Annotated in this window: 10 protein-coding genes; 5 read left to right on the top strand and 5 right to left on the bottom strand. The window is 40.1% G+C overall.

What is annotated here, in order from left to right:
* Nucleotides 1-165: 165 nt before the first annotated feature.
* A complete protein-coding gene (mnmE, locus tag OQ5_RS0111615) occupies nucleotides 166-1,578 on the top strand; it encodes a tRNA uridine-5-carboxymethylaminomethyl(34) synthesis GTPase MnmE (RefSeq protein ID WP_016777659.1) in 1,413 nt (470 codons plus the stop codon).
* A 24-nt stretch (nucleotides 1,579-1,602) separates the two neighbouring features.
* On the opposite strand, the gene OQ5_RS0111610 is transcribed toward mnmE, so the two are convergent.
* Both OQ5_RS0111610 and OQ5_RS23515 read right to left on the bottom strand, forming a co-directional pair.
* Entirely contained in the window at nucleotides 1,603-2,049 is a 447-nt protein-coding gene (locus tag OQ5_RS0111610) for a hypothetical protein (protein ID WP_016777658.1), read from the bottom strand.
* A 126-nt stretch (nucleotides 2,050-2,175) separates the two neighbouring features.
* Nucleotides 2,176-2,328 (bottom strand): hypothetical protein, encoded by a 153-nt coding sequence (locus tag OQ5_RS23515; protein WP_176694081.1) that lies wholly within the window; start codon nucleotides 2,326-2,328, stop codon nucleotides 2,176-2,178.
* Nucleotides 2,329-2,565: 237 nt separating this feature from the next.
* On the opposite strand from OQ5_RS23515, the gene OQ5_RS0111605 reads away from it, so the two are divergent.
* The 3 genes from OQ5_RS0111605 to OQ5_RS0111595 are packed head-to-tail and all read left to right on the top strand — an operon-like array spanning nucleotide 2,566 to nucleotide 8,079.
* Nucleotides 2,566-3,597, top strand: a complete 1,032-nt coding sequence (locus OQ5_RS0111605) for an efflux RND transporter periplasmic adaptor subunit (RefSeq protein ID WP_016777657.1) — start codon at nucleotides 2,566-2,568, stop codon at nucleotides 3,595-3,597.
* The gene (locus OQ5_RS0111600; RefSeq protein WP_016777656.1) at nucleotides 3,594-6,713 is read left to right on the top strand and encodes an efflux RND transporter permease subunit; all 3,120 of its coding nucleotides are present in this window, start codon (nucleotides 3,594-3,596) and stop codon (nucleotides 6,711-6,713) included. Before OQ5_RS0111605 ends, OQ5_RS0111600 begins: the two co-directional genes overlap by 4 nt.
* Nucleotides 6,714-6,735: 22 nt before the next feature.
* Entirely contained in the window at nucleotides 6,736-8,079 is a 1,344-nt protein-coding gene (locus OQ5_RS0111595) for a TolC family protein (protein WP_016777655.1), read from the top strand.
* A 63-nt stretch (nucleotides 8,080-8,142) separates the two neighbouring features.
* Here OQ5_RS0111595 and OQ5_RS0111590 read toward each other — a convergent pair whose 3' ends face one another.
* The 3 genes from OQ5_RS0111590 to OQ5_RS0111580 are packed head-to-tail and all read right to left on the bottom strand — an operon-like array spanning nucleotide 8,143 to nucleotide 9,729.
* Nucleotides 8,143-8,595: a hypothetical protein gene (locus tag OQ5_RS0111590; protein WP_010418541.1), complete on the bottom strand. Its 453-nt coding sequence runs from the start codon at nucleotides 8,593-8,595 to the stop codon at nucleotides 8,143-8,145.
* The gene (locus OQ5_RS0111585) at nucleotides 8,595-9,038 is read right to left on the bottom strand and encodes a helix-turn-helix domain-containing protein (protein WP_010418538.1); all 444 of its coding nucleotides are present in this window, start codon (nucleotides 9,036-9,038) and stop codon (nucleotides 8,595-8,597) included. Before OQ5_RS0111585 ends, OQ5_RS0111590 begins: the two co-directional genes overlap by 1 nt.
* A gap of 49 nt (nucleotides 9,039-9,087) precedes the next feature.
* Nucleotides 9,088-9,729 carry a helicase gene (locus OQ5_RS0111580; protein WP_010418536.1) on the bottom strand — a complete coding sequence of 214 codons (642 nt, stop codon included), beginning with the start codon at nucleotides 9,727-9,729 and terminating at the stop codon, nucleotides 9,088-9,090.
* A gap of 937 nt (nucleotides 9,730-10,666) precedes the next feature.
* Between OQ5_RS0111580 and OQ5_RS0111570 the strand changes: the two genes are divergently transcribed.
* On the top strand, nucleotides 10,667-12,104 hold a 1,438-nt coding region (locus OQ5_RS0111570), incomplete at its 3' end, for a dipeptidase (protein ID WP_016777653.1).

The following is a 12,104-nucleotide window of genomic DNA, read 5'->3' as shown; positions in this document are numbered from 1 at the left end:
GATCTTTTGTGTCTTTGCGTGCTAATCTTTTGCAGCTTTTGCGTGGAAAATTTTACCTGGCAACTCAAAATAACATTTAGCCTGTATCTGACAACTGATCATCTAAACATCTAACGGTCTATTGCAAGTGTATTTTTCTAAGTATCTTTGCGGAAAAATTAGTCAATGATTCTCGAAGATACCATTTGTGCCATATCAACCCCTCCCGGAACAGGGGCTATTGCCGTAATCAGAATTGCCGGTCCGGAGGCAATCAATATATCAGAAAAAATTTTCAGACCCGCCTCCAGACACAAAAAGTTAAGTGAGCAACGTGCCCAAACAATTCATTATGGCTCCATTTCAGACGGCCAAAAAGAAATTGATGAAGTTGTGTTGTCACTTTTCCGTGCACCCCATTCCTTTACCGGAGACGACATTGTCGAAATCTCCTGTCACGGTGCCATCTACATTCAACAAAAAATATTAAACCTTCTTATTGATAATGGCGCTCGCATGGCCAAACCTGGAGAATTTACCCAGCGCGCATTCCTCAACGGAAAAATGGATCTGAGTCAGGCCGAAGCCGTAGCCGACCTTATTGCAGCTCGCAGCGAATCGGCCCGGCGGGTGGCTCTGAAGCAAATGAAAGGAGGCTTTTCAAACCAATTGATCAATCTGCGGGCTAAACTTCTTGAATTTACTTCACTTATCGAACTCGAACTCGACTTTAGTGAAGAAGATGTGGAATTTGCCGACCGTTCTCAGTTAATCAACCTTGTCAACGAAATTGACAGGGTACTCAAAAAACTCATCGACTCTTTTTCGCTGGGCAATGCCATAAAAAACGGTATTCCTGTTGCCATAGTAGGTCATACCAACGCCGGAAAATCTACCCTCCTCAATGCCCTCCTGCAGGAAGAAAGAGCCATTGTTTCCGATGTTCACGGCACCACCCGCGATGTTATTGAGGATGTAATGAACATCGAAGGTATTACTTTCCGATTTATCGATACTGCCGGCATTCGCGAAACCATCGACAAGGTGGAAAGTATGGGTATTGCACTGACCTACAATAAAATAAAACAAGCTTCCGTCGTTGTCCTGATCATGGATGCCCGCGATGAGGACAAAAAAATTCACAAGGCGGTCTCGGATGTCAAAAATCACATGAATTCAGGCCATCAACAACTTATTGTTGTCATCAATAAAACAGATTTGGTAAGTCCCGATACCATTAAAAAACGCTTTTCCGAAGAATCTTTTCGGGAATTAACAGGCGCCGATGCCATTGTTCCCTTGTCGGCCAAACACCACACAAATCTCGATCATTTGGTTCGCGAACTTCTGAAAACAGTCGATACAGGTGCCATTGACAACGATGAAGTGGTGGTAACCAACGCCCGTCACTACGAAGCCCTCAAAAATGCCCGCGATGGAATTATTCGCACCCGCCAGGGACTCGAAACCGGCATTTCGGGTGACTTCATTGCTCAGGATATCCGCGAAGTACTCCACTATTTAGGAGAAATCACCGGACAAATTTCTACTGATGAAGTATTGGGGAATATTTTTAAGAATTTTTGTATCGGAAAGTAAGACGTGTACCCAGACCAGTTTGGGTTATAGATAACTAAAATTTTTCTTCTCAAGTAATTTCGCTAATTGTCCGCCCGGTGATACGTACCCGACTGTAAGACAATCACACATTTTTATAATTTCAAGATTTCGGCAATAAGCAGTTTCCCTTGTAATGCGTTTTACATTTTCAGGGAAAGGACTAATAATTAAGAGTCTGTTCTGGTTAAGTGCAGTTGTAATGTTTTCATCCCAACGGCTTTTCATATGGCGGGCCAGAACCAGAATTAAAGGTTGCGAACCTTTTAAAAGAATTTCGAAGACATCTTTCTCGATTGTTGAATGGTTTCCGCACACGATACAGTTGCCCTGTTGCCGTTGTGCTTTGGCCCATTCGTAACTTTTTAACACAACACTGGCCGGGCACTTCCGGGATGAAAGGAATCCGGTTTTATGCAGGTTTAAGAGTTCTTTGTTGCCCAGATAATCCATTTTTGTGAAAAAATAATGACTTTAAATAATAGAGAAAGTTTGTTTCTCCCGGGTATTGGAAAATTATTTGAATTCGTCTTTTTCAATAAGCTTCAGGAACAAATTACCCTTTTCAGTAATTTTATATTATTGTTTTGAGCTTTTCACGGCATCAGGTTCTGTCCATTCCACTAATCCATCTTTAATTAACCTGGACAATATTCTTTTCAGGTGTCCGGAAATGGATTTTTGCCCCAAGTGCCCGGAAATATCCCTGGTGGATAAAGTCTTATCATTCAATAGCTTTAACACTTTACTATAGACAGACTCTTGTTTTGATTCCTGTTGTAACTCTTGTTGTAACTCGTGCTGCTTTTGGAAGTTTGTATTTGTAAAAGTAACCCTAAATGCAATTCCCGGTTCCCGCCAGGATAACTCAATTTCAGAAAATTTTCAGGGCCAATTCTCTTTTTTTTTGAATAATTCAGGTATATATTTGTCTTCCGAAAAAAAACAACTTAATTAAGTGATTAGAACATGAAAAAACCGCTTTGGATTCATTTTTTGGGGTTTGCGATGTTTTTTAGTGCATACTCGTGCAAAGAAAATAGTGACCATACAGACCAGGAAAATTACATTTCTGTGGAGACTTACACGGTTGTAAAAGACGAAACACCATCTCGCAGTGAATATATCGGAATTATAGAGGAGGACTTGTCTGTGTCAGTCAGTTTTCCGGTAACGGGAAATATTGAAAAAATATATGTTAACGAGGGACAACCAGTTAAAAAGGGAGACCTGCTGGCAGAGTTAAATTCATATAGTTTAACAAATTTGCATGCTGCCGCTTTGTCTTCTCTCAGACAGGCTGAAGATGCCATGAGAAGACTACAGTCGCTCTACGACAAAAATAGCCTTCCGGAAATTCAGTATATCGAGATGCAAACAAAACTTGAACAAGCACGCTCAGCAGAAGCAATCGCCAGAAAAAAACTGGAAGATAGCCGCATCTATGCACCATTTAGTGGCATAATTGGCCGAAAGATGGCCGATGCAGGCGAAAACATACTTCCCAATCAAGCGGTTTTAACCGTTCTTCAAATAGAGAAAGTGAATATTAAAATAGCTGTTCCCGAAAAAGAGATAAATACTATTAACATCGGACAGCCGGCTACTATTCGGGTATCAGCAGCAGGTGATGATCATTTTGAAGGAACTGTTAGCAGGAAAGGAGTTAGCGCCAACTCCGTATCCCACACCTACAATACCTGGATTTTAGTTAACAATCAAGACAATAAACTATTGCCCGGAATGGTTTGTAATGTCTCAATCAGGAACAACATGAGTGAATATACAATTGTAGTGCCCAATCATTGTATTCTTCAGGATGGTAACGGGAACACATTTGTATGGAAAGTAGTCAACGGACAGGCCAAAAAACAGATCATCGAAACAGGCCATCAAAAAAGTGAGGGCGTCGGGATAATCAGTGGCCTTTCAATTGGAGATGAAATTATTTCAAAAGGGTATCAAAAAGTGTCTGACGGGCAAAAATTAAGAACATTATGAGTAAAGTTTATGAATTAATAGAAAAGGCCATGCGCCACCATAAGATAATGTTCTTTTTTATAGTGGCCCTAATGATTCTGGGCGTCTATGGTTTAATTGAAATGCCCAAGCAGGAGTTCCCTGAATTCACCATTCGGCAGGGATTAGTAGTCGGCGTATATCCCGGGGCCACCTCGGCACAAGTTGAAGAACAACTTACAAAACCGTTGGAAAGATTCCTGTTCACTTATGATGAAGTCAGGAGAGAAAAAACCTATTCCATGTCCCGCGACGGAATTGTTTATGTGATGGTAGAATTAGAGGAGAATGTAAAAGACAAGGACAAAGTATGGTCAAAAATTAAACATGGATTATCCGGTTTTAAATCACAGCTTCCCAGCGGTGTATTGGCCGTTATTGCAAACGACGATTTTGGAGATACCTCAGCGCTACTTATTGCATTGGAATCGGATACCCGTACCTACCGCGAACTGGAAGATTATGCAGAGATATTGGAAGACAGATTACGTCGGCTTAAATCAGCTTCCAATCTGCGTAAATACGGGCTTCAGAAAGAACAGATATCCGTTTATTTAGACCGGGACAAACTGGCTGCGTACGGCCTCAATTACAAACTATTGGCAACCACCCTGTTTTCTCAGGGGGTAACGACCTACTCGGGAATGATAGAAACCACTCAGGGAAATATGCCTTTATACGTTTCGCCCTTATACGATACAGAGAAGGAAGTAGCGGAACAAATCATTTATTCCGACCCGCAGGGAAATATTTTAAGGCTAAAAGATGTTGCAACCATAAAAAGAGAGTACGAAAGTCCGACGAGCTATACCCTGAATAACGGGAAAAAATCAATTATCCTCTCTATGGAAATGCGCGAGGGGTTTAACATCGTAAAATATGGCAAAGATGTAGATGAGATTCTGAGTGAATTTTCCACTGTTATCCCCGACGATGTATCCATTGAACGCATTGCCGACCAACCCAAAGTAGTGAAAAACTCTATAAATTCATTCCTTCGCGACCTCATAATAGCCATTATAGTGGTCATTCTTGTTATGATGATTCTTTTCCCTTTCAGAACGGCCGTTATAGTTTCTACAACCATTCCCATCACAATATTTATAACACTGGGTATAATGTACATATTCAGCATCCCGCTCAATATGGTTACCCTCGCGGTTCTGATTATTGTATTGGGCATGATTGTGGATAATTCCGTAGTGGTTATAGACGGTTATTTTGAGTATCTTGAAAAAGGGTTTTCGCGCTGGAGGTCGGCTGTACTCAGTGCCCAAAATTACAGCGGAGCTATTTTGCTCGCAACTTTTTCGATTTGTATTGTCTTTTTCCCTCTTTTAACTATCCTTACAGGAATATGGAAAGACTTTATCATTCATTTCCCATGGACATTCAGCATAGCGTTGTTTGTTTCTTTCATCCTGGCAATGATCTATATCCCTTTTATGGAGTATTTGTTCATAAAGAGAAAGGTTATTTCGAACAATAAAAAATTTAATCTGAACAGAATTGTACAGAATGTTTACAATAGGGCATTGGACTGGACTTTCAGGTATCCCTATATTACTATATGTACAACAGCTGTTATTGTAATCTTTTCTTTGGTTGTTTTTTTCAATCTTGATACGCGAATGTTTCCTTATGCCGACCGGGATCAGTTTGCCGTTGAGATATACCTGCCTTACGGAACACCCGTTGAAGAGACACGAAGTGTTGCTGACAGTGTATATAAAGTGTTGGCACAAGACGAACGGGTGACTTCGATAGCTTCATTTATAGGGATGTCATCCCCCCGTTTCCAATCCACTTATGCTCCAAATATTGGCGGGGAAAACTTTGCACAGTTTATAGTGAATACCAAATCGAACCAGGCAACGGTCGATGTACTCGATGACTATGCTTCAAAATATCAGAATCATTATCCCAATGCTTTCGTCAAATTTAAGCAGTTAGAGTACACCCTGGCAGAAAACACGATGGAAGTGCGCTTATCTGGTGATGATATTTCTGAACTAAAACAATATGCTGACACGATCATTCAATCATTTAGTGACATTGAGGAATTGGTTTGGTTACACACCAATTATGAAGAACCGCTGCCGGGCATGAAAATAAATCTTAATACAACTGAAGCTTCAAGGTTGGGTGTTGTAAGAGGGTTAACAGAATTGGAACTCGCGGGATACTATTCAGGCATTCCTGTTGAAACGGTTTGGGAGGAGGATTATCCTTTGTCAATTGTGATGAAAACGGCGAAAGAAAAAGATTTTGATAATCCGGAGCAAGTTGAAGATAAATACATCTCAACCGCCATTCCCGGGATATCGGTCCCATTACGTCAGGTAGCCACAGTTAAACCGGTATGGAACGAAGGACAAATTGTACGCCGCAACGGTGTACGTACAATCAGCATTTTAGCTGATGTGAAAAGAGGGGCAAACGAATCAGATGCGTTTTCAGCAATGAGCAATATTATGGAAAACAAAATATCTCCTATATTACCTCATGACATAAAATTTGAATATGGAGGTGTTTATGAAGCCGACAGAGAGGTTATACCATTGATTACGAAGGCAATTATTGTCGCAATTTGTCTGTTTTTCTTATTATTATTGTTCAATTTTATGAAAATTAGTGTTGCGCTTACCGCTTTACTGTCACTCTCATTGATTATTCCCGGAATGGCATTCGGGTTATGGATTACAGGTACCCCGTTAAGCTTAACCGGATTTATGGGACTTATCACGCTTTTCGGTATCACCATAAGAAATGCAATCATCCTGTTTGAACATGCCGAAAATTCACGAACGAAAGAGCGGCAAAATGCAAAAACAGCTGCTTACGAAGCCGGTAAAAGACGCATCGTTCCTATTTTTCTCACTTCAATGACAACTGCAATAGGAATTATTCCCATGATTATCAGCAATTCATCGCTATGGTCGCCTACGGGTATTACAATTTTTTGGGGAACTATTTTTGGAATGGTATTACTCGTTTTGACCTTACCTGTTGTCTATTGGAAACTATTTGTCCGTGTTAAAATTCTTGACGTCAGAGATAAAGATAATAATCAAGTGAAATCCCGGACACAAAAATAAGACAATTATAAATTTTAGTACAATGAACCTAAAATATTCCATCATATCAGTTTTTGTATTGTTGTTACCCTTTTCAGTAAAAGCACAGACCTATTCCCTGGATCAGTGTAAAGAAATGGTGTTAAGCAACAATGCTCGTATGAACAACAAAATGCTTGAAGTGGAGGCGTCTAAGGAGGCGAAAAAGGCCGCCTATACAAAATATTTTCCACAGGTCAGCGCTACTGCTTTTACTTACCGGTTTACCGACCCTTTGATAAACATGGAGATGCCGGGCGGAGACTTACCGGTTTATGATGGTAATCCCGCGAATTTACAAACAGCATCACAATTTGCCTATTTCCCCGGGGCTGCAATCCCTATGCTGGAAGAAGGAGTTATTGGCATCGCAACGGCCACTCAGCCCGTTTATACCGGACAAAGAATATCCACAGGGAATAAACTTGCCAATATAGGAGTTGAAGTAAGCGAACTTCAGTTAAGAATCACTGAAAAGGAGATGATACTGGAGACCGAAAAAAATTTTTGGCAAATTATTTTACTCAACAAAAAAAAGAAAACCCTTGAAAAGTACATTAATCTTGTCGATACTTTACACAAAGAGGTTTTCGACGCATGGGAGGCGGGAATGGTTACACAAAATGATTTGCTAAAAGTTAAATTGAAACAGAATGAACTGCAAATGAACCTCAGCCAATTGACAAACGGAATAGAACTGGCCAAAATGGCATTTTGCCAGTTTATTGGTGTAGAATACTCAGAGAACATCAACTTCGTTGATGATATAGAGATATCCGAAACACCTGAAATGTACTACGTGGATCACTTCGAAGCGCTGAAAAACAGGGAAGAATACATGATGCTGCAACGAAGCATTGATGCCGAAAAGTACCTGACAAGAATGCAACGAGGCGAATATCTGCCGGAGGTAGCAATAGGTGTAGGAGCATTATATCTTGATATTATGGACGATAGCGGGGACGGATTCGGAATGGCATTCGGAACCATCAGCGTACCAATATCGGGATGGTGGGAAGCCAAACACAAATTGAAAGAACGCCGAATTAAAGAGGAACAAAACCGGAACAGGGTAAACGACACCAATGAAAAACTGCTGTTACAAATGCAACAAGGACGAAATACGCTTAACGAAGCCTATAAGCAATTGCAATTGGCAAAAATTTCAGTAGAACAAGCCGACGAAAATCTCCGGCTTAATCAAAACAGCTACGATGCCGGCATGGTAAACGTATCTGATGTGCTTGATGCTCAGGCACAACTTCAAAAGTCACTTAACGATTATACTGAAGCCCAAATACAGTATAAAATCGCATGCGTGAATTACTTACAAATAACCGGAAGGTGAGGTTCGGTTTACAATATTGCGGGCCGGAACCAGAATTAAAGATTGCGAACCTTTTAAAAAATTTTATTCCTTCTGAATAAATTTAGAAGGGTCAACCACCGGAAGGAAAAATTTATCCTTATAAGCTGTCGGACTAACTTCTGTTGCAGCTAATGCTCGTGCGTGAGAATAAGCCAGACTATGCAGCTGTACCAACAAATCGGTTGGAATCTTATACATTTGCTGCTCTTCGTCAAAAGTTTCACGAAGATTTTTGATCTGAAAAGCTGTTCGGCCAGTATGACGGATCAATACCGTTTCATCACTTTTTTTTAAAAGTCTGGATGAAACATCTATTGCAATAACAGATTTCGCCGCATCAATATTCACCGTATTATTAATATTAATGGCAAGTGAACCTGAATTCTGTATCAACTGATCGATTTCCTGTTCACTTAAATCTTCAAAAAAGAATTCCGTTGTATGGATCTTAATGATCTTATATTCTATTTTTATATGTCCTTTGTCTTTTGCCATTATTCGCTATAAGCCAATTGATTTTCTATAGTATAATTATTATTTATGGACACAACCGGAGTCTCAGCATCTGAACCATCTTCATGAATTTCCTGGTCAGCAAAAGATTCCGTGTCATAATCCATAACCATATTCACCACATTTTTTGTTTTTGGAGAACGATTCAAATATTCTTGTTTATCCTGCAACTCAAAAACAGGATATTTACCAACCTTCAGTGCAATTTCAATAATTTTGGCAATGCTGAAATTAATATCTCCATCATTAAGAATTTGTGAAATACGGCCTTTGCTTATCCCTAAATATTCAGCCAGTTTCGTCCTGTTTAAGCCATTTTCTTCCATATAAGAAACAATGGCATCATATAGAAAACCATTAATTCCCTCGATCCAATAGGAAGGTTCATTAAGTATTTTTTCTTTAATATTCTCGTTTCTTTTCATCCGCATAAAATTTATTTATCAAGGTCGGATGGAACTCGCATGCAAGAACTTATACATGTCCTTTTGTGGCAATCTTTGTCATGCTCGTTTCATCCTGATAATCTTTTATTATCCTTTTTACTGATTTCAAGTCTTTATCCTGATTATCCTTAAGACCTCCAACAACAATAACTCTGCCCTTATTTTCTTCATGAAAAAGATAAATTCTTATTATTCCGGACTTAGCTTCATACAACTTACACGTCAGATTATGCCCCTTAATTTCCCGCCCTGGCAAGGTTTTGCGCAACAAAATAACAGGGATAACTCGTGAATACAATGTCTTTGATTTCCCTTTTTTAACCACTTCCTCAATCAACTGCAACATACCATCCTCCACCTTACGGTCATATTTTGCCTCCTGAATGTTTTGCCTGACACTCTGGAAAAACTCCTCTTGGGCCTTTTCCGCATTTGGATCAAAAAGCAAACCCTGCTGATGCGCTTCCAAAACCAACTTGTCAATGTTAATCCCCACAAGAACCCGAATTTCGGCAGCTTTCTCAACAAAATCACGAATTTGAAAATATCCCGAAGCCCGGAAATATCCCACGAGAGCATCAAAAAAGTAAATGTTCTTATATTCAAATACTCCTTTGATTTTATTTAATAATGTATCGGATTCTTCGTTGGTGAAAAATTTGCTATTCATTAAACTGGAAATATGTTTTTATTAATGATTTCACGATGTCGTAAATAATCCTTTTTCGAAAAAGTCGACAGGTAAAATTAATAAAAGAATGGGATTTTATAATATTCAAGCTTGTCTACAAAGAGTTGCAAGCAATAATAATCACACCGGGTATTGATTTTTTTCATAAAGAGGTGGTAATTTACAAACAATACCATAAAAAATCATCACCATGAAACGAGCATGGCAAGGTTTGTCACAAAAGAACATGTATAATTAACCTCTAATCATCAAAGAAACTAAAAACAGGGAACAGATTCTTCGTCGTTACCTCCTCAGAATGACATTAGACAGTTTGTCATTCTGAGCGGAGCGAAGAATCTAACATCAATTAAAGTATGATAAGTTGTATCATTCCAATAACTTAGACTAATTATATACGAATGAAACGAGCATGACAAGGTTTGTCGCAAAAGAACATGTATAAAACACAATCATGCGAGTTCCATCAGACCAATAACTTAGACTAATTTTATACTGATAAAAGGCGGAATAAACAGTTCCGCCTTTTTAATAAAATAAGGAGCCTTATTCTCATGATTATCAGCATTAATTTCAAGGCTTTTTGAGATGGTATTCTTTCCTGATTTTCCGGTTACTTTTAATACACCCTGCGGTTGTCCCCAAACAGCTAAGGTTGAGGTTGAGGTTGAGGTTGAGTTACTTTTAATACACCTTGCGGTTGTCCCCTGTATTTCCCGGATATGATTATGGGTCTTTCAGCAAAAAGGTCAGGGATGTTTTCGGGCAGATCATCATAAGCATCGAGGCTGCTTACTACCCCATTTTAAACCCCTCTTCCAATATCTTGTCAATAATCATGTCCGGTCACCCGTTTTTTCTTATTTTTGCAACTCTTCCCCCCCAAAACAATAAAGCATAACAACATTGAATTGATATGAAAAAAGCACTGAATTTATTTGGGATAATCGCCCTGATTACCGGATTTTCGATGAACACATCCGGAATTTATGCCTGTACTAACATTTTGGTTTCAAAGAATGCCTCCGTGGACGGTTCCACAATGATCACGTATGCCGCCGATTCGCATGTTCTTTACGGTGAATTGTATTTCCGGCCGGCACAGGACCATCCCCAAGATGCTATGCTCGATATATATGAATGGGATACCGGAAAATATCTGGGAGAGATAAAGCAGGTGCCTCATACCTATAAAGTGATCGGAAACATGAATGAAAATCAGGTTTCCATAGCCGAAACAACCTTTGGTGGCCGTAGTGAACTGCGTGATACCACAGGCATTATGGACTACGGAAGCCTGATCTATGTTGCTTTACAACGAGCAAAAACCGCTCGCGATGCCATCAATATCATGACGTCGCTTGTTGAGGAGTACGGTTATTACAGTTCAGGCGAAAGCTTTTCCATTGCCGATCCCAATGAAGTGTGGATCATGGAAATGATTGGTAAAGGACCGAAAAACAAAGGAGCTGTTTGGGTTGCACGCAAAGTACCCGAGGGATACATGACTGCGCATGCCAACCAGGCCCGTATTACAACGTTTCCCCTGAATGATGAAGAGAATTGCCTCTACTCACACGATGTCATTTCTTTTGCCCGTGAAAAGGGTTATTTTGGTGGTAAAAACAAGGATTTCAGTTTTGCCGATGCTTATGCTCCCATAGATTACGGTGCTATTCGATTTTGCGAAGCCAGGGTATGGAGTGCATTTCGTCATGTTAATGAAAAAGAAGCTGACCAATATACAGATTTCATCCTGGGCGAATCGGAGGAACGATTGCCTCTGTTTTTCAAACCCGCGAAAAAAGTAAGTGCGAGAGATATTATGAACATCATGCGCGATCATTTTGAGGGGACGCCACTCGACATGACAAAAGATGCAGGAGCCGGCCCGTTTAAGGTACCCTATCGCTGGCGACCCCTGACATGGGAAGTAGACAGCATGGAATACCTTAACGAACGTGCCATTGCCACTCAGCAAACGGGATTCTCATTTGTGGCACAAATGCGTAACTGGCTTCCAAATCCTGTTGGTGGCATTCTCTGGTTTGGTGTTGATGATGCCAACGCTTCGGTTTATGTTCCCATGTATGCAGGTATTGAGAGCGCGCCCCGCGAATATGCAGAAGGAAACGGTAATATGCTTGAATTTACCTGGGATGCTGCTTTTTGGGTTTTCAACTGGGTTTCCAATATGTCGTACAGCCGTTACAGCTATATGATTGAGGATATCCGGAAAGTGCAGACAGAGTTGGAGGATAAATTTGAAAAAATGCAACCTGCCATTGATAATACGGCAAGCCTGATGTATGAGCAAGAGCCATCTCTGGCCGAAGAATATCTCACTGAATACA

The organism is Anaerophaga thermohalophila str. Valhall (assembly GCF_000250735.1).
Taxonomy (GTDB): Bacteria; Bacteroidota; Bacteroidia; order Bacteroidales; family Marinilabiliaceae; genus Anaerophaga; species Anaerophaga thermohalophila_A.
This window is presented reverse-complemented; position numbering and strand designations above follow the sequence as displayed.

Coding starts and splice junctions, on each gene's coding strand:
- OQ5_RS0111580 (WP_010418536.1), bottom strand. CDS start 9,729: ATGAATAGCAAATTTTTCACCAACGAAGAATCCGATACATTATTAAAT.
- mnmE (WP_016777659.1), top strand. CDS start 166: ATGATTCTCGAAGATACCATTTGTGCCATATCAACCCCTCCCGGAACA.
- OQ5_RS0111605 (WP_016777657.1), top strand. CDS start 2,566: ATGAAAAAACCGCTTTGGATTCATTTTTTGGGGTTTGCGATGTTTTTT.
- OQ5_RS0111590 (WP_010418541.1), bottom strand. CDS start 8,595: ATGGCAAAAGACAAAGGACATATAAAAATAGAATATAAGATCATTAAG.
- OQ5_RS0111585 (WP_010418538.1), bottom strand. CDS start 9,038: ATGAAAAGAAACGAGAATATTAAAGAAAAAATACTTAATGAACCTTCC.
- OQ5_RS0111600 (WP_016777656.1), top strand. CDS start 3,594: ATGAGTAAAGTTTATGAATTAATAGAAAAGGCCATGCGCCACCATAAG.
- OQ5_RS0111595 (WP_016777655.1), top strand. CDS start 6,736: ATGAACCTAAAATATTCCATCATATCAGTTTTTGTATTGTTGTTACCC.
- OQ5_RS0111610 (WP_016777658.1), bottom strand. CDS start 2,049: ATGGATTATCTGGGCAACAAAGAACTCTTAAACCTGCATAAAACCGGA.